Genomic DNA, 18,146 nt, shown 5'->3' on the forward strand with positions numbered 1-18,146 from the left:
GAAGACAGCCACTGAGAGGATGTCGTGCACCACGAGATGAAGACGTTGCCCGGCGTCGCCACTGCGCAGTTCCGGTCATTTGCAGCGAAGATTCCGCCGTTCTACGCATCGCTCGTCGTCACGATGTTGTCGATCATGATCGTGTTCGGTCAGCGCGCGCCTGCATGGCTCGCGCTCGGCATGCCGTCGATCTTCATCGTGCTGCTCGTCTGGCGCGGCTGCTGGTGGATCGTCCATCGCCATGACGACGTGACCGACGCCGAAGCGCGCCGCCATCTCGCCCGCGCGACGACCGTGCTGATCGTGAGCGCGGTCTTCGCAATGGGCGTCGACGTGATGCTGTTCAAGTATGCCGACGTTCACGCGAAGTACTTCATCCTGATGCAGATCGTGGCATCGACGATGGCGGGCTTCTTCTGCCTGATGCATCTGCGCGCGGCGGCCGCGCTCGTCGCCTTCGCGATGATGCTGCCGTTCCTCGGCTTCATGCTGAGCATGGGCGATATCGGCGCGACGGCATCGGCGGTGGACATCGCGATCACCGTCGCGCTGATGAGCTATGTCATGTTCGGCTATCAGCGCGATTTTTCGAGCCTGATTCGTTCGGAGGCCGAAACAGCTGCGTTGAGCAAGGAGAACGTGTGGCTCGCGAACCTCGACATGCTGACCGGCCTGCCGAACCGCCGGCAGTTTTTCGAGGAGTTGCAGTCGTCCATTGCGAAGGCGGCCGCGACGAAGCGCACGGTGGCGGTGGGCGTCGTGGATCTCGACGGCTTCAAGCCCGTCAACGACACGCACGGGCACCGCGTGGGCGACCACGTGCTCGCGGAGATCGCGCGGCGCATCGAACGCATGACAAGCCACGCCGCGTTGCTGGCGCGCGTGGGCGGCGACGAGTTCGCGTTCATCGTCGTGGATGCGGACGAAGCCTCGCTGCAGGCATCCGCCGATGCGATCATTCAGGCCGTGAGCAGGCCCATCGCCGTCGGCAGCCTCGTGACATCGGTCGGATGCTCGATCGGCTTCGCGATGTATCCGCGCGCCGCGGCAACGGCCGATGTCCTCTACGAACGCGCGGACTACGCGCTCTATCATGCGAAGCGTTCGGGCCGTTCGCGCTCGGTCATGTTCTCGCTGGAACACGAGCAACTGTTGAAAGAGCAAGGCGCGGTCGAGCAGGCGTTGCGCGGCGCGAATCTCGCCGACGAGTTCTATCCGGTGTTTCAGCCTATCGTCGATGCATCGACGAACCGCACGCTCGCGCTCGAAAGTCTCGCGCGCTGGCAGAGTCCGGTGCTGGGCGCGGTGCCGCCGGGCACGTTCATTCCGGTGGCGGAGCAGGCCGGCATCATCGCGGATCTCACGCCCATTCTGTTGCAGAAGTCGCTTGCCGCAGCGGAGCTTTGGCCTGAGGACGTGGATCTTTCCTTCAACGTCTCGCCCTACGATATCGCGAGCGAAGCGCGCACGCGCCGGCTCATCGAGATCATTCAGGCAAGCCGCGTGTCGCCGCAGCGCATCGCGATCGAGCTGACGGAAACCGCGCTGATGCACAGCTTCGCGCAGACCAACGCGAACATGGCGCTGCTTCAGAAGGTCGGCGTGCGCATCTCGCTGGACGATTTCGGCACCGGCTATTCGAGCCTCAGCTATGTGCACGCGTTGCCTATCAACAAGCTGAAGATCGACAAGAGCTTTATCAGCGATATCGGCGCGAATCCGCGAAGCAGAAACATCGTGCGATCGCTCATCACGTTGTGCCACGACCTCGGCGTGACATGCATCATCGAAGGCGTCGAAACGACGGACCAGTTGCAGATCGTGCGCGAACTCGGCGGCGCGGCCATTCAGGGCTATTACTTCTCGAAGCCGATGCCGGCCGCGAGCGTGGATGCGTATTTGCGCGATTGCACGCCTGTTTGATGCGGCGGTGCGAGTCGAGTGGTCGTTCACGCGCATCGCGGCGATGCGCTTGAACGACTGGCGAGGGCCATGATCGCCGCGGTTCTATGACGCGAAGTGACGCACGGTGCGCGCACCGTGCGCTTCATCGATGCGCTTCATCGACCCGCTTCACCGCACGAGGCAAGGCCGCTTGTTGTCGAACTTCCAGTTCGGAATGAGATATTGCATGGCGATGCCGTCATCGCGCGCGCCAAGTCCGTGCTGCTGATACAGCGCGTGCGCCTTCTCGATCTCGTCCATATCCAGCTCGACGCCGAGACCCGGCGTGCTCGGCACCTTCACCTTGCCGCCGACGATTTGCAGCGGATCGCGCGTCAGACGCTGGCCGTCCTGCCAGATCCAGTGCGTGTCGATCGCCGTGATCTTGCCCGGCGCGGCGGCCGCGACGTGCGTGAACATCGCGAGCGACACGTCGAAGTGATTGTTCGAATGCGAGCCCCACGTGAGGCCCCAGTCGTTGCACATCTGCGCCACGCGCACGGAGCCTTGCATCGTCCAGAAGTGCGGATCGGCGAGCGGAATATCCACCGATTGCAGTTGAATGGCGTGGCCCATCTGACGCCAGTCGGTCGCGATCATGTTCGTCGCAGTCGGCAGGCCCGTCGCGCGGCGGAACTCGGCCATCACTTCGCGGCCCGAATAGCCGTTCTCCGCGCCGCACGGGTCTTCAGCATAAGCCAGCACATCGTGCTGATCGCGGCACAGGCGAACGGCTTCCGCGAGCGACCACGCGCCGTTCGGATCCAGCGTCACGCGCGCATCCGGGAAACGTTCTGCGAGCGCCGTCACCGCTTCGATCTCCGCATCGCCGGCGAGCACGCCGCCTTTCAGCTTGAAGTCGTTGAACCCGTAACGCGCCTGCGCCGCTTCGGCGAGCCGCACCACCGCTTCCGGCGTCAGCGCGACTTCGGTGCGCAGGCGCTCCCAGTCGTCCTTGCCGTCCTCGCCGGATGCGTACGGCAGATCGGTGCGATTGCGGTCGCCGATATAGAACAGATAGCCGAGCATCTCCACTTCGTCGCGTTGCTGGCCTTCGCCGAGCAGCGCCGCGACCGGCACGCCGAGATGTTGCCCGAGCAGATCGAGCAACGCCGCTTCCAGCGCAGTGACCGCGTGGATGGTCGTGCGCAGATCGAAGGTTTGCAGGCCGCGCCCTCCCGCATCGCGGTCGGCGAACTGCGTGCGCACGCGATTGAGCACTGCCTGCATGTTGCCGATGGACTGGCCCACGACGAGCGCACGCGCGTCGTCGATGGTCTTGCGGATATTCTCGCCGCCCGGCACTTCGCCGACGCCCGTGTTGCCCGCGCTGTCCGTAAGAATCACGATATTGCGCGTGAAGAACGGCGCATGCGCGCCCGACAGGTTCATCAGCATGCTGTCGCGCCCCGCAACGGGAATCACGCGCAATTCGGTAACGGTGGGCGTCGCGTTGACGCGAGTCGAAGTCATGGACATGAGCGAAATACCATCGGTTGATTTGGACAATGCGCGCGTCGTGTGGATTCGACGGCGACTTGATTTGGTTTCCTAACTTTAAGCGTATTCAATGCGTTGATTCGGCCAGCTGGAAGCGTTCGATCTTGCCGACGACGAACACGTAGCAGACGATCGCAATCAACGCATTCGCGCTCACGAAGACGAGCGCCGCCGCGAACGAGCCGGTTCCCTGCACGAGATAGCCGATCACGATCGGCGTCGTGATGCCCGCCGTATTGCCGAACGTGTTGAAGAGCGCCGCGCACAGGCCGCTCGCCTGCTTCGGCGCCGTGTCGGATACCACAGCCCAGCCGAGCGCGCCGATGCCCTTGCCGAAAAACGCCGCCGCCATGATGCCGATCACGAGCCACTGGTTATCGACGTAGTTGCACGCGATCATGCAGGTCGAGAGCAGCAGGCCGACGACGATCGGCACCTTGCGCGCGGTACTCGTCGAGAAGCCGTGCTTCATCAGCCGATCCGACACCACGCCGCCCAGCAGGCCGCCGAGAAAGCCGGCGATGGCCGGAATGGATGCGACCACGCCCGCCTTCAGAATCGACATATGCCGTTCCTGCACGAGATAGATCGGGAACCAGGTCAGGAAGAAGTACGTGAGCGTGGTGATGCAGTACTGCGCGATGAACACGCCGAGCATCATGCGGCTTTTCAGCAATTGCGCGAGCGCATGACGGCCATGCGTGCTGCCGTTCTGCGTATGCGTATGCGTTTGCGCGGCGCGGCGTTCCTTCGCCACTTGCCGGTCTTCGAGGTCGACCATCGCGCCGTTGTCGGCGATATAGCGGAGCTCGGCCTCATTGGCGAGCGGATGCTGACGCGGCGCGTAGATGGTCTTCAACCACAGGCCGGCGACGAGTATGCCGAGCGCGCCCATCGCATAGAAGACATGCGGCCAGCCGTATGCGTGCGTGATCCAGCCCATGATGGGCGAGAACAGCACGGTCGCGAAGTACTGAGCCGAATTGAACATGGCCGATGCCGTGCCGCGCTCGGCGGTGGGAAACCACGTCGCCGTCAGGCGCGCGTTGCCCGGAAATGCGGGCGCTTCGGCCGCGCCGACGAGAAAGCGCATCAGAAAGAGCGTGGCGAACGCGACGCCGACTGGCAATGCGGCAACGAAGCCTTGAACTGCCGTGAGCAACGACCAGAAGAAGATGCTGAATGCGTACACGCGCTTGGAGCCGAAGCGATCCAGCAGCCAGCCGCTCGGAATCTGCGCGATCACATAGGCCCACGCGAACGACGAGAAGATATAACCCATCTCCACCGGCGAGATGTGCAGCGCTTTCTGGATGGACGAACCCGTGATGGAGATGGTCGCGCGGTCCGCGTAGTTGATCGTCGTGACGAGAAAGAGCATGAAGACGATCAGGAACCGCGCCTTGCTGCGTCCGGCGTAGCTCGAAGCCTGACCGTCGGTGCTTACCGCTCGTTCGTCCAGTGAGTCGCCGGCCATGGAAGTTGCCGTCCGTTGTATGCCTCGCTCCATCGTCGTCTCCGGCTAAGTTGTGCGATGTCTCATCGTTAGCGAAGCATATGTTAGCGCAAACATCGCTGAAATCCGGGTTTTCCCGTTGCCCAGAGATACGATGTCTTATTTCGACGATCGTTCGGACGTGAGCCTCTGAGGCTACAATCGAACGAGACAAGGGGACTTGAATGGAAGAGAGTTACGCGCCGGCCAAGCTCGGTTCGACAGAAGCCAACGACAGTGTGACGCTGGAAGACGTCGCGCGTCTGGCGGGCGTCACCGCAATGACCGTCTCGCGCACGCTCAAGCGCCCCGAACTCGTTCGCGAGGAAACGCGCCAGCGCGTGATGGATGCCGTGCGCGCCACCGGCTACGTGCCCAACCTGCTGGCGGGCGCGCTCGCGACGAACAAGAGCCATCTGATCGCCCTCTTGCTGCCGACCATCGCCACGTCGATCTTCACGGACATGGTTCAGAGCCTCATGGCGACGCTCGCGCCTGCCGGCTATCAAACGTTGCTCGGCCTGACGGACTATCTTCCGGAGCGCGAGGAGCAGCTTGTCGAGACGCTGCTCGGGCGACGGCCCGACGCCATCGTCCTGACCGGCACCGAGCATTCGCCGCTCACGCGAGAACGGCTGCGCAGAACGAAGGTGCCGATCATCGAGATATGGGACCTGACCGACGACCCTATCGACATGCTGATCGGCTTCTCACACGAAGCAGTCGGCGTCGAGGTCGCGCGCCATCTGCTGGCGAAGGGGTATCGGCGGTTCGCGGTCTTGTCGGCCGACGACCCGCGCGGCGTGCGGCGAAGCATGAGCCTGATCGACGAACTGAAGCGCCACGGAATCGGCGACGTACCGATGGAAGTGCTGCCCGCTCCGGCCACGCTCCAGACCGGGCGCGAAGGCTTCGGTCGACTGCTGGACCGCGGCTTGCCCGAGGTCATCGTGTGCAGCACGGACACGCTCGCGCAGGGCATTCTCGCGGAGGCGGCGAAGCGCGGCATCGCCATTCCCCGCGACGTGGCCGTGATGGGCTTCGGCGATTTGAGCACCGCGGCGCATGTTCATCCTTCGCTGTCGACGGTGGGCATCGACGGCGCCACCATCGGCAGACTGGCCGCCGAGGCGCTCGTAGACAGGCTGGACGGAAGGCACCCCGCGCAACCGGCACTGAGGGTCGACACGGGGTTTGCGATCATCGACCGCGAGAGTGCTTGAATGAGGCGTTCGGCTCGCTGAGCACAACGTTGCTCGATGCGAAGACTGTCGTGAACAGTCAGCGCGGCGTCAACTGCGCGGCACCAATCCGAGCGGCTTCGCTTCGCCGGGCGCATCGGACGTCAACGGCTCCGGTGCGTTCTTGCGCTTCAGCCCTTCCCCGAGCGTGGTGCCGTTCGACTTCCGACGAGCCGCGTGCCGCTCGATCACGCGTTGCAGCAAACAGAACGCGCACAGCAACGCGCCGATGACAATGCGCGTCCACCACGAACTGAGCGTGCCGTCGAACGTGATCAGCGTCTGAATAGTGCCGAGGATGCCGACGCCGAACACCGAGCCGATCACGTAACCCACGCCGCCCGTAAGCAGCGTCCCGCCGATCACCGTCGCGGCGATGGCGTCGAGTTCCATGCCCTGCCCTTGCAGCCCGTATCCAGAGAGCACATAGAGCGTGAAGACCACGCCGCCGAGCGCCGAACAGAAACCGCTCAACGCGTAGACACCGACTTTGGTGCGCGCGACCGGCAAGCCCATCAGCAATGCCGACCGTTCGTTGCCGCCGACCGCATAGACGTTGCGGCCAAAGCGCGTGAAGTGCGCGACGAAGATCGCCACCAGCAGCGTCGCGACGGCGACGAGCGCGCCCGCCGTGACCGACGCTCCGCCGACATCCACATGAAACCCGGAGAGCGCGTGGAAAGTGGGATCGTTGATCGTGATGGATTGCGTCGTGATCAGAAAGCAGGCGCCGCGCGCGAGGAACATACCGGCCAGTGTCACGATGAACGGCTGCAGCTTGAAGAAGTGAATGAGCGCGCCCATGGCGGCTCCGTAGAGCGCGCCCGCCGCGAGCACCAGCGGCACGATGACCCACACCGGCCAGTGCAGCTTCTCGGCGAAGACGGCGCAGAGAATGGTGGTCAGCGCGACGACCGAGCCGACCGACAGATCGATGCCACCCGACACGATGACGAACGTCATGCCGATGGCGACGATCAGCAGGAACGCGTTGTCGATCAAAAGGCCGAGCAGCACTTGCAGCGAGAAGAAGCCGGTGTACATCACCGAACCGAAGCCGAAGAGCGCGGCAAACAGCACGATGGTGATGACGATGGGCAAGACGCGCGGGTCCGTCACGCGGTCGAACACATTTCTCATTTCGATGACTCCGCGAGCGGCTGTTTCGATGCGACCGGGAAGACGCGCTTCAACTGACGCATCAGCACCGTGCGCGCAGTGGCCGATTGAATGACGCTCACCACCAGCACGACCGCCGCCTTGACGACGAGCGTCGCTTCGGGCGGCACGCCGATGGAATATGTCGTGTAAGTGAGCGTCTGGATGATGAGCGCGCCGAGCACGGTGCCCGCGAGACTGAAGCGCCCGCCGAGCAGCGACGTGCCGCCGAGCGTGACGGCGAGGATCGCGTCGAGTTCGAGCAGCAGCCCGGCGTTGTTGCCGTCGGCGCTGCGCACGTTCGAACTGGCGAGCACGCCTGCCATCGCGGCCGCAAGGCCCGAGAACGCATACACGCCGAACACGATCATGCTCGAACCCAAGCCGACGAGCCTCGTCGCGACCGGATTCACGCCGATAGCGCGGATGAACAGGCCGAGCGCCGTGCGGTTGACGAGGAGCGCGGTCAGCACGAGCGCGCCGCATGCGACCCACACGGAACACGGCACGCTCGCAAGATAGCCGCCACCGACGAGCAGATAGCCCTTTGCGCCGATGGGGATGATCTGTCCGCCCGTCAGCAACTGCGCGACGCCGCGTCCCGCGACCATCAGAATGAGCGTCGCGATGATCGGCTGCATGCCGATGAACGCCACCAGCAAGCCGTTCCACATGCCGCCGAGCACGCCGACTCCGAGCGCCGCCGCGATGGCGAGCGGCACGCGCGACGGATCGTCGGCGAGAATCGTGGCGGCGGTCGCGCCCGCGATGGCGACGATCGCGCCCACGGAGATGTCGATGCCCCGCGTCGCGATCACGAGCGTCATGCCGAGCGACACGAGCACGAGCGGCGCCGCACGATTGAGAATGTCGATGGGCGCGCCGAACAGATGGCCGTCGAGCATCGTGATGGAGAGGAAGTTCGCGTTGTGCGAGAGATCGAGCACGCACAGCGCGATCAGCGTCAGGCACGGCCACACGAGCGGATGCTGAGACATTGCCTTGATCGTGTTCATTCCGAGCCTCCCGCGATGAGCCGGTACACGTCATCTTCGGACGCAGTATGGCCCGCGACTTCGGCGACCTTGCGTCGATCGCGCAGCACCGCGATCCGGTGACTCACGCGCACGACCTCGCTCACTTCCGACGAGATGAAGAGAATGGAAAGGCCCTTCGCGCACAGCGCGAGCACGCGGTCCATGATCTCGAACTTCGCGGCCACGTCGATGCCGCGCGTCGGTTCGTCGAGAATCAGCATCTTCGGTTCGGTCGCGAGCCAGCGCGCAAGCAGCACCTTCTGCTGATTGCCGCCCGATAACAGGCCGATGGGCTGCTCCGCGTCGCGCGCCTTGATGCCGAACTGCTGGATATAGCGATTGGCGATCTCGCGCTGCTTCGCCTTGCCGATGCAGCGCCACAGTCCGCGCCGCGCCTGCACCGCGAGGATGATGTTCTCGCGTATGGAGAGATCCGCGACGATGCCTTCCTTCTTGCGGTCTTCGGGACAGTAGCCCATGCCGTGACGCACCGCATCGCGCGGCGAATGCAGCTTCACCGTCTTGCCGCCGATACGCGTCGCGCCCGCATCCGAACGCTCCGCGCCGAACAGAAGCCGCGCGGTTTCGGTGCGGCCCGAGCCGAGCAGACCGGCGAGTCCGAGTATCTGTCCGGGCTGCACGTCGATATCGACGGGATTCATCACGCCGCGCCGCGCCACGCCGCGCATCTCCAGGAACGGCGCCACGCTGCTCTGTTCAGCGGGCGCTTCCGTCGCCGCGCGTTCCAGCCGCTCGGTCATGCGTTCATGGCCGACCATCTTCGACACGAGCAGTTCGACGGGCAAGTCCTTGGCGAGATATTCGCCTTCGCGCTCGCCATTGCGCATGACCGTGATGCGGTCGGATATCGCGTAAGTCTGTTCCAGAAAGTGCGTGACGAAGAGAATCGCGAGACCGGAATCGCGCAGTTTGCGCAGCACGTCGAAGAGCCGCGTGACTTCGCCGTCGTCGAGACTGGATGTGGGTTCGTCGAGGATGAGCACGCGCGCATCGACCGACAGCGCCCGCGCGATCGCCACCATCTGCTGCACCGCGATGGGATACGTATCGAGCGACTTGGTGACGTCCACCGTGACGTTGAGTTCGGCGAGCGCCGCTTGTGCGCGCGCGTGAATCGTTCGCCAGTCGATTGCGCCGCGCCGCTTCGGCTGCCGGCCCGCGAACATGTTCTCGGCCACCGACAAGTTCGGGCACAGATTCACTTCCTGATACAGCGTCTGAATGCCGGCCGCTTCCGCTTCGAGCGGCGCGGTGAAGTGCACCGGTTGGCCGGCGAGCCGGATCTCGCCGGCGTCGGGCTCGTGCACGCCGGTGAGCACGTTGATGAGCGTCGACTTGCCCGCGCCGTTCTGCCCCATGAGCGTGTGAACCTCGCCGGGGAACAAGCGAAAGCGGACGTCATGCAACGCGCGCACGCCGGGGAAAGACTTCGACAGGCCGATCGTTTCGAGCACGGGAGCGTCGGTCATGGAGAGCGCCGGCTAGAGAAAAGAATGGTCCATCGCGCGGCAAAACGCCTGCGCGATGGACGCGCACGCGTTTAGTACTTGCGCTGCGGCAGGGTTTGCGCGGCCACGCTCATCGGGAAGATGGTTTCTTCGGTCACGATGCGCTTGGGCAATTGCTTGCCCGCGACGATATCCTTCACTGCGGTCATCAACTGCGGCCCGAGCAGCGGACTGCATTCGACGTCCACATTGATCTTGCCGGCGATCATCGCTTCGAAGCCGCCCTTGGTGGCGTCGAACGAAACGACGGTCACGTCCTTGCCGGGCTTCATGCCGGCCTCTTCCATCGCCTGAATCGCGCCGAGCGCCATGTCGTCGTTATGCGCGTAGACCACGTTGATCTGCTTGCCGTAGGTCTTCACGAACGCTTCCATGACCTGCTTGCCGCCCGCGAGCGTGAAGTCGCCGCTTTGCGAAGCGATGACCTTGAACTTCGGGTCGTTCTTGATGACCTCCAGCAGACCCGCGCGCCGGTCGTTGGCCGGAGCCGAGCCGACCGTGCCCTGCAATTCCACGATATTGATTGGCCCTTTCTCGTTCTTATAGTGATCTTCCAGCCACTTGCCGCCACGACGGCCTTCTTCGAGGAAGTCGGAGCCGATCATCGTCACATAGAGCGACTTGTCTTTCACATCGATATTGCGGTCGGTGAGAATGACCGGAATCTTGGCGTTCTTCGCTTCGACGAGAATCGGCTCCCATCCGGATTCGACGACCGGAGAGAACGCGATGACATCCACTTTCTGGGCGATATAGGAGCGGATAGCCTTGATCTGATTTTCCTGCTTCTGCTGGGCATCGGAGAATTTGAGGTTGATGCCCGCGTCCTTGGCGGCCGTTTTAACGGAGACGGTATTGGCGGTCCGCCACGCGCTTTCGGCGCCGACCTGCGCGAAGCCCAGCGTGATCTGCTTGTTCTCGGCATGTGCGCTGATGCCCGCGGCAAACAACAGGACCGAACCAAGCATTGCGCTCAGCACCGTGCGTCGGGTCTGTTTCATTATCGTCTCCTGATGGATCATTTTTGCCGCGGCTCTGAGTCCGGGGTCCTCGACTCAGGATTGAGTCCTGCGCAAGATTAGTCTGACGACGCATGCGGGTCCAATCACTTATTCGGCGTCGAGGATACCAAGACTGATATCAGGGAAAACACGGTTGATGGGCGTTGCGGATTGCTAATTCACTGCGGGGATTCTAAGTAAATGCTGGCTTCGTCTGTGCCATCGCGCGAGGTTTATCCCACGTTTTGGAATCTGCTATTTCCGGCGCCAGTGGAAGGAATACATGTCAGTACGAGGACGCCATGGTTCTGGTCGACGTGGCTCACAACAACATATGCACCGACGGCCTGTCCTGCGCTCACGCACCTGATTGCAGCCGCGTCGAACGCCGCGACGGACACTCGTGCGTCAATTTAAGTCAACCGGCCAACCCGCAGCCGGCGCTTCCGCTTCCGTCAATCACGCAGCATGCACGCGGCATGCAGGCTATCCAGCCGTCGCGCGGCATCCGCGACATACGGATTCGTCTCGTCCCACGCGTACCCGGCCAGCACGGCGCTGACCATGCGTCGGATCACAGGCGTCTGATTCGGTGCAAAGATGATGTCCTGCAATTTCCCCGAATACCAGCGCTCAACGAACGCGCGGAACGTGTCGATGCCACGGCGCAACGGCACGTCGTAATGCGCGTGCCAGTCGATGACCTCGCCATTCAATTGACGGTCGAGTGTCTCAACGGCGAGATGCGCCGAACGCAGCGCAATGGTCACCCCCGACGAGAACACCGGATCGAGGAACTCGCCCGCGTTGCCGAGCAGCGCATACCCCTCGCCGTGCAGCGCTTCGACGTTCGCGGAATAACCACCGATATGCCGCACCGGCATCAGAAAAGGCGCATTGCCGATCAAGCGGTTCAGCGTCGGTTCGCTCTGAATCAGCGAACGGAGCTTCTGCTCGCGCTCGGCTTCATCGACGTCGAGAAACGCCGCTTCGGCCACGCAACCCACGGACGACCGCCCATTCGCGAGCGGAATCATCCAGTACCACACATCGCGATGCTCGGGATGCACGGCCACGGTAATCTTGTTGCGATCGTGCGCCTCGACCGGAATGCCGTCGCGCACATGCGTGAAAATGGCCGCGCGCGTGGCAAGGCGCGTCGGCGCTTCGAGGTTGAGAAGCCGTGGCAGCACGCGTCCGAAACCGCTTGCGTCGAGCACGAAGCGCGCATGCACCTGATACTGCGTACCGGCTTCGTCGACGACATCGAGCACCGGCGCATCGCCCGTCTTCATCGCGAGCACGGTGTGACCGAAGCGCACGTCCGCGCCCTGCTCCATCGCACAGCGGATGAGCAAGTCGTCGAATACCGCTCGTTCCACCTGATACGTCGTGCCCCATCCGTCGGAATGCTTGTCGCGGAAGTCATAAGCCGCCGCCTGATCGCGATACACGAATTGCGCGCCGTTCTTGTACTGAAAGCCCGCTTCGACGACCGCGCGCAGCATGCCCGCTTCCTCGAGATACGCCATGCTTTGCGGCAAGAGACTTTCGCCGATCGAAAAGCGCGGGAAATGCTGGCGTTCGAGCACCAGCACGGATCGACCGGCTTTGCGCAGCAGCGCGGCAGCGACCGCGCCCGACGGTCCCGCGCCGATGATGGCGACATCGACTTCAGCGTTCATCGAATTTTCTGTGTTCATCTTCTACTTCCTTTCGTCGCACGCAGCGACGTATTGCAAACACGACACATTCGCCGCGCATCAGCGATTACAATCACGCGCGGACCATGCATCAATAACACCAACACTTCTTTACCGGATTCAATCGTGCAGTTCACCGAAACATCGAATGTGCCGTTCGTGCCCGAGACATCTTTCGGCGTCTGGTTCCTGCGCACGCATACGTGGGAGCACCACGTTCTGCGCGTCGCGATCAACGACCTCAAGCGCCTCATCGACTTTCCGTTGCCCACCGCGCCCGTGATCGTCGATGTCGGCTGCGGTCAGGGCTTGTCGTTCCGTCTGCTTGCGCAAGCGTTCAAGCCGCAGCGCATCGTCGGCATCGACTTTCACGAGCCGTCGCTCGCGCTTGCGGCCCAATCCGCGCAAGTCTGCGCCCAGCGCCCCGATACGGCAGCGACGCAAATCGAGTTGCTTCACGGCGATTGCGCGAATCTTCCGCTGCAGGACGCGAGCGCCGATATCGTCTTCTGTCATCAGACGTTTCATCACCTCGTCGAACAGGAACGCGCGCTTGCCGAATTCCGTCGCGTACTCAAGCCAGGCGGCGTGCTCATGTTCGCCGAATCGACGGATGCCTATATCAAGTCCTGGGTCATCCGGCTGCTTTTTCGTCATCCGATGCAAGTGCAAAAGAGCGCCGACGGCTATCTCGACATGATCCGCAACGGCGGTTTCAGCTTCGGACCGCACAACGTTTCGCTGCCGTATCTGTGGTGGAGCCGCGCGAAAGATTTCGGGCTGCTCGAACGCATCGGGCTCCATACGCCGAAGCCCGGGAAGCGGCGTGAAACGCTCGTGAACGTCGTCGCAAGAAAGACCTCTGATTGACGGCATGACGAGCGAGCGGCGCATGCGTCGAGGCATGCGCCGCTCCCGGCTTCTGCCTCAGTTCTTCAGCTTGACCACTTCGCCCTTCAGCGCGACCCCTGCAACCACGGCGCCCGCGCCGCACGTGAATTCCGTTGCGCTCTCGCGCTCCACGTTCTGGTAGTTACTCTTGATATTGATGACCGCGTCGCCGCCTTCCTTGCGGGCGCGCTCCTGCAACTCCATCACAGCCGAAAGGAAGACGTGCTGGCAAGCGTCCTCGTCGCTCTTGCCGAACGCGTTGGTCTTCTTGTTGGTCGCGAACACACCGAGCGATTTCACCACCGCCGGATGCGCTTGTCCCGCGAAATAGAGCGGAATGTTCTTGTCGACCTTATCGGGTTCGCTGACCAGCGCGGGTGCGACGGGATAGATCCGGATCGTATTGCGCGCGAACGCTTGCGACGAAAGCAGCATGGCGGCAAGTGCCGCGCAAAAGAAAAGACGCTTCATAGGTTTCGAGTTCGTGGTTGATCGCTTATTCGACGTCCAGCTTGACGATATCTCCGCGCACGGCGAGCGTCGAGCCGTTATTGCTAGAGCCGCAGATGAACTCCGTCGCTGACGCGGTCTCCGTGTGCTGGAAGCGCGTCCTGACGTTGATCACCGCGTCCGCGTGCTGCTCGCGCGCATAGTCGCGCAACTGATCGAGCGCCTTGCCGAGCGCGATATTGCACGTCGCATCCTGGCCGTCCATCGTGCGGGGCACGCGCACCGCAACTTCCTTCTTGCCGAGCATCGTCTTGACGTTCGCGTGCTTCTGGTCGCCGAAATACAACGTGACGTCCTTCGCGCTTTGCGTCTGCGCCGCTTGCGGCATCGGCAGCGAGCGGACCTGCGTCGTGCAGCCTGCTTGCGTGATGAACGCGCCAGCCATCATCGTCAGAAGGATTATCTTTTTCATAGTGCGGTTTCGCTTCTGTGTGGTCATAGATAAGCGCCCGTTATGCGCCGACGGGCAGCGGCTGAAATCTTTCGAACACGAGGCTCGCGGAACTGCCGCCGAAACCGAACGACACTGACATCGCGCGCTCGATGCGCGCCTCGCCTGTCTCGCGCACGAGCGGCATGCCAAGCGCGAGCGGTTCAGGCGAGCCGGCCGTTCGCGTGCCTGCGATGAAACCGTCGCGCATCATCAGCAATGTGTAGATCGCTTCATGCACGCCGCTCGCGCCGAGCGGATGTCCCGTCAGGCCCTTCGTCGACGAAAATGGCGGCACGTTCGCACCGAACACCGTCTGCAACGCGCGCAGTTCTTCGACGTCGCCGAGCGGCGTGGAAGGCGCGTGCGTGTTGATGTAATCGGGCGATGCGCCCGCTTGGTCCAGCGCCATGCGTAGCGCCCGCGATATGCCGTGCGAGTGCGGCGACACCATGCCCGCGCCGTCCGTGCTCTCGCCGAAGCCAGTCAGTTCCGCGTAGATGCGCGCGCCGCGTGCGAGCGCGTGTTCGAGCGCCTCGAGCACCAGCACGCCGGCGCCGGAGCCGATCACGAAGCCGTCGCGCGCGCTGTCGTAAGGGCGCGAGGCTTGCGAAGGCGCTTCGTTGAAACCGCGCGACAACGCGTGCATCGCGTCGAACATCAGCGTCATGTTGTCGTGCAGCGCCTCGCTGCCGCCCGCGAGCACGATCTGCTGACGTCCGGTCTGGATCAACTGCATGGCTTGTCCGATGGCGAGCGCGGATGTCGTGCACGCCGACGAAGGCGAATACGCGACGCCCTCGATGCCGAATGCCTGCGCGACATTCGCGGATGCGGTGCTGCTCATCGCCTTCGGTACCGTGTACGGCGGCGTTCTTTCGATGCCGCGCGTCACCGCGATGCACAGTGCCGCGTCGTACTCGGCCATCGCGCCGACGCCCGAGCCGATCACCGCGCCGACTTTCGGCGAACGCAGCAGGGCGTGATCGAGCCGCGCGTCGTCGATGGCTTTGCGCGCGGCGTGGCACGCGAAGCGCGCCGTCTCGCCCATGAACCGTTCGAGCTTGCGATCGAAAGGCGGCTCATCTGCCACCGACGCCACCGCCGCCACTTGCGAGCCGAAGCCTCGCTCGCGCCACGCGTCGATGCGCGTGATGCCGGAACGCCCTTCCCTCAACGCAGCGCTGACCGTGTCGAGCGCATTGCCCAGACACGATACGATGCCCATGCCCGTCACGACGACGCGCTGCATGCCTCGCGCTCGGTTCATCGAACGCGCCGGAAAATGAGCGACGTATTGATGCCGCCGAACGCGAAGTTGTTGCTCATCACGTATTCGGCGTCGATCGTGCGTGCCTCGCCCGCGATGTAATCGAGCGGCGCGCAGGCGGCATCGACTTCGGTGAGATTGAGTGTCGGCGCGTACCAGTTGCGCTTCATCATTTCGATGGTCCACCACGCTTCCAGCGCACCGCAAGCGCCCAGCGTGTGTCCGACGTAGCTCTTAAGCGAACTGATCGGCATGCGCTCGCCGAAGGTCTGCGCGGTCGCATGACTTTCCGCGACGTCGCCGCGATCGGTGGACGTGCCATGCGCGTTCACGTAAGCAATGGCCTGCGGATCGAGCCGCGCGTCGTGCAGCGCGAGCTGCATGGCGCGCGCCATCGTGCTCGCGGTCGGCTGCGTCATGTGCGCGCCATCCGAGTTGCAGCCGAAGCCGACGATCTCCGCATGAATCGTCGCGCCGCGCGCCACGGCGTGCTCATAGTCTTCGAGCACGAGCGTCGCCGCGCCCTCGCCGACAACCAGTCCGTCGCGTTTCGCATCGAACGGACGCGGCGTGAGATGCGGCTCGTCGTTGCGCGTGCTCGTCGCGTAGAGCGTGTCGAACACGGCGACGGCCGGACCCGAGAGCTCTTCCGCGCCGCCGGCGAGCATCATCGTCTGCTTGCCCGTGGCGATGGCTTCATACGCGAAGCCGATCGCCTGACTGCCCGACGCGCACGCCGACGACGTCGGCAGAATGCGGCCCTTCAGATCCCAAAAGAGGCCGACGTTCACGGCCGTCGTGTGCGGCATCATCTGCACGTAGCTGTTCGACGTGACATCGGTCATCGAGCCGGTTCGCAGCATGGTGCCGAACGCGCGAATAGGCTCGACCGATCCCGAGGACGATCCGTACGCGACGCCCATGCGTCCGTCGCTGATCGACGCGTCGCCGTCGAGGCCCGCGTCCGCCAGCGCGAGTTCGCTCGCGCGTACCGCGTACATCGACACGATGCCCATCGACCGCGTCTTCTTGCGCGGCCAGGCCGAAGGCTGCTCGAACGCGGGCAGCGGACACGCGAGGCGCGTATGCAGGCCTTCGAAGAAGTCCCACTCCGGCATGCGGCGCACCGCATTGCGTCCGCTCTTCAGCGCGGCTTCGATTTCATTCCACGAACTGCCGAGCGCCGTGACGCCGCCCATGCCCGTAACAACGACGCGCTTCATCAGATCATCCCGCCATTCACGCCGATCACCTGGCGCGTCACATAAGAAGCCGCATCCGACATGAGGAAGCCGACGACAGCGGCCACTTCGTTCGGCTGCCCGACGCGATTCATCGGCACCGTCTTCAGCGCGTGTTCGACAGGAACGTCGTCGAGCATGCCGGTATCGATCAGTCCGGGCGCGACGCAGTTCGCCGTGATGTTGCGCGACGCCAGCTCGACCGCGAGCGCCTTCGTCGCGCCGATGAGACCGGCTTTCGCCGCGCTGTAGTTCACCTGTCCGCGATTGCCCATCACGCCGGACACCGACGCGATGGTCACGATGCGGCCGCCCTGTTTCGCGCGCACCATCGGCATGGTGAGCGGATGGATCACGTTGTAGAAGGCGTCGAGGCCCGTTTCGATCACGACGTCCCAATCTTCGTCGCTGAGTGCCGGAAACGCTGCATCGCGCGTCACGCCCGCGCTGCATACGATGCCGTGATACGCGCCGTGCGCGGCGACGTCGGCTTCGAGCGCTTCACGGCACGCGGCGCGATCGCGCACGTCGAACTGCACGACGCGCGCCGTGCCACCTTGCGCAACGATGCCAGCCGTCACCGCTTCTGCTTCGGCGCGTCCGGTGCGGCAATGCACGGTGACGGCAAAGCCGTCAGCGGCCAGTTGATACGCAATCGCCCGGCCAATGCCGCGGCTTGCGCCCGTTACGAGAACGCGCCGGCTCATGAACTGAAGCTCCCTTCGATGAATGTCTGAAAATCGTGTGGTTGAAAGACCTTGATGACGGCTTCGGCGCAGCGCTCGCCATCGCGGTCTATCGTGCATTCGTACGCGCCGTGGCCCTCTTCGCTGCGCAGCACTTCTTCCGCGCGAATGGCGAGCCGTGCATCGCGAGAAAACGCGCTGACATGCGCGCGATAGCTGCGCGTGCCGAGCAGCACGCCGGGACGCGCGCGACCGCCCGCGCGCATCGCGACGAGCGCGACATGCGCGGCGACGGCCTGCGCCATCAGTTCGATGCCGATCCATGCGGGCATCGCGCCGTGTTCGTCGGCATACCACGCGTCGGCGCGCACGGTGGCGAGCGCGGTGAGCGCGGCATCGCTGCACGCGATCACTTCGTCCACGAGCAGCATCGTGCCGCGATGAGGAATGATCGTTTCGATCGGCGGAAACGGGCCGTCGTGTTCGTCGCTTTGAATGTGTCCGGTCATC

16 protein-coding genes are annotated in these 18,146 nt (G+C 63.7%); 3 read left to right on the plus strand and 13 right to left on the minus strand.

Annotation, left to right across the window (positions count from 1 at the left end):
- Positions 1-36: 36 nt before the first annotated feature.
- Positions 37-1,923, plus strand: a complete 1,887-nt coding sequence (locus LDZ26_RS17925; protein WP_244849495.1) for a bifunctional diguanylate cyclase/phosphodiesterase — start codon at positions 37-39, stop codon at positions 1,921-1,923.
- Between the two features lie 150 nt (positions 1,924-2,073).
- Here the strand turns inward: LDZ26_RS17925 and gudD are convergent, their stop codons facing one another.
- Both gudD and LDZ26_RS17935 read right to left on the minus strand, forming a co-directional pair.
- Complete coding sequence (gene gudD / locus LDZ26_RS17930) at positions 2,074-3,423, minus strand: glucarate dehydratase (protein ID WP_244849496.1); 1,350 nt, start codon at positions 3,421-3,423, stop codon at positions 2,074-2,076.
- An 88-nt stretch (positions 3,424-3,511) separates the two neighbouring features.
- Entirely contained in the window at positions 3,512-4,921 is a 1,410-nt protein-coding gene (locus LDZ26_RS17935; RefSeq protein ID WP_305038319.1) for an MFS transporter, read from the minus strand.
- Positions 4,922-5,124: 203 nt separating this feature from the next.
- On the opposite strand from LDZ26_RS17935, the gene LDZ26_RS17940 reads away from it, so the two are divergent.
- Complete coding sequence (locus LDZ26_RS17940) at positions 5,125-6,162, plus strand: LacI family DNA-binding transcriptional regulator (protein ID WP_244849497.1); 1,038 nt, start codon at positions 5,125-5,127, stop codon at positions 6,160-6,162.
- A 69-nt stretch (positions 6,163-6,231) separates the two neighbouring features.
- Here the strand turns inward: LDZ26_RS17940 and yjfF are convergent, their stop codons facing one another.
- The 5 genes from yjfF to LDZ26_RS17965 form a co-directional block, all read right to left on the minus strand.
- Positions 6,232-7,320 (minus strand): galactofuranose ABC transporter, permease protein YjfF, encoded by a 1,089-nt coding sequence (gene yjfF / locus LDZ26_RS17945; protein ID WP_244849498.1) that lies wholly within the window; start codon positions 7,318-7,320, stop codon positions 6,232-6,234.
- The gene (locus tag LDZ26_RS17950) at positions 7,317-8,354 is read right to left on the minus strand and encodes an ABC transporter permease (protein ID WP_244849499.1); all 1,038 of its coding nucleotides are present in this window, start codon (positions 8,352-8,354) and stop codon (positions 7,317-7,319) included. The genes yjfF and LDZ26_RS17950 overlap by 4 nt, the downstream gene beginning before the upstream one ends.
- Positions 8,351-9,865, minus strand: a complete 1,515-nt coding sequence (locus tag LDZ26_RS17955) for a sugar ABC transporter ATP-binding protein (protein WP_244849500.1) — start codon at positions 9,863-9,865, stop codon at positions 8,351-8,353. The genes LDZ26_RS17950 and LDZ26_RS17955 overlap by 4 nt, the downstream gene beginning before the upstream one ends.
- Positions 9,866-9,936: 71 nt before the next feature.
- Positions 9,937-10,872, minus strand: a complete 936-nt coding sequence (locus LDZ26_RS17960) for an ABC transporter substrate-binding protein (protein WP_244850304.1) — start codon at positions 10,870-10,872, stop codon at positions 9,937-9,939.
- 488 nt (positions 10,873-11,360) lie between these two features.
- Entirely contained in the window at positions 11,361-12,608 is a 1,248-nt protein-coding gene (locus LDZ26_RS17965; RefSeq protein WP_244849501.1) for an NAD(P)/FAD-dependent oxidoreductase, read from the minus strand.
- Positions 12,609-12,734: 126 nt separating this feature from the next.
- Here LDZ26_RS17965 and LDZ26_RS17970 point away from each other — a divergent pair, with 126 nt between their 5' ends.
- Positions 12,735-13,478 carry a class I SAM-dependent methyltransferase gene (locus LDZ26_RS17970; protein ID WP_244849502.1) on the plus strand — a complete coding sequence of 248 codons (744 nt, stop codon included), beginning with the start codon at positions 12,735-12,737 and terminating at the stop codon, positions 13,476-13,478.
- Between the two features lie 57 nt (positions 13,479-13,535).
- Here the strand turns inward: LDZ26_RS17970 and LDZ26_RS17975 are convergent, their stop codons facing one another.
- From LDZ26_RS17975 to LDZ26_RS18000, 6 genes are read right to left on the minus strand one after another with little or no spacing between them, the layout of a single operon-like run.
- Entirely contained in the window at positions 13,536-13,970 is a 435-nt protein-coding gene (locus LDZ26_RS17975) for an excinuclease ABC subunit A (protein WP_244849503.1), read from the minus strand.
- 25 nt (positions 13,971-13,995) lie between these two features.
- Positions 13,996-14,421, minus strand: a complete 426-nt coding sequence (locus LDZ26_RS17980; RefSeq protein ID WP_244849504.1) for a hypothetical protein — start codon at positions 14,419-14,421, stop codon at positions 13,996-13,998.
- Positions 14,422-14,461: 40 nt separating this feature from the next.
- Complete coding sequence (locus LDZ26_RS17985; RefSeq protein ID WP_244849505.1) at positions 14,462-15,709, minus strand: beta-ketoacyl synthase; 1,248 nt, start codon at positions 15,707-15,709, stop codon at positions 14,462-14,464.
- Positions 15,706-16,932 carry a beta-ketoacyl-ACP synthase gene (locus LDZ26_RS17990; protein WP_244849506.1) on the minus strand — a complete coding sequence of 409 codons (1,227 nt, stop codon included), beginning with the start codon at positions 16,930-16,932 and terminating at the stop codon, positions 15,706-15,708. Before LDZ26_RS17990 ends, LDZ26_RS17985 begins: the two co-directional genes overlap by 4 nt.
- Positions 16,932-17,657: a 3-ketoacyl-ACP reductase FabG2 gene (locus LDZ26_RS17995; RefSeq protein WP_244849507.1), complete on the minus strand. Its 726-nt coding sequence runs from the start codon at positions 17,655-17,657 to the stop codon at positions 16,932-16,934. Before LDZ26_RS17995 ends, LDZ26_RS17990 begins: the two co-directional genes overlap by 1 nt.
- Positions 17,654-18,145, minus strand: a complete 492-nt coding sequence (locus tag LDZ26_RS18000) for a beta-hydroxyacyl-ACP dehydratase (RefSeq protein ID WP_244849508.1) — start codon at positions 18,143-18,145, stop codon at positions 17,654-17,656. Before LDZ26_RS18000 ends, LDZ26_RS17995 begins: the two co-directional genes overlap by 4 nt.
- Between the last annotated feature and the right edge of the window lies 1 nt (position 18,146).

Source organism: Caballeronia sp. SL2Y3, from assembly GCF_022879575.1.
In the GTDB taxonomy this organism is placed as follows: Bacteria; Pseudomonadota; Gammaproteobacteria; order Burkholderiales; family Burkholderiaceae; genus Caballeronia.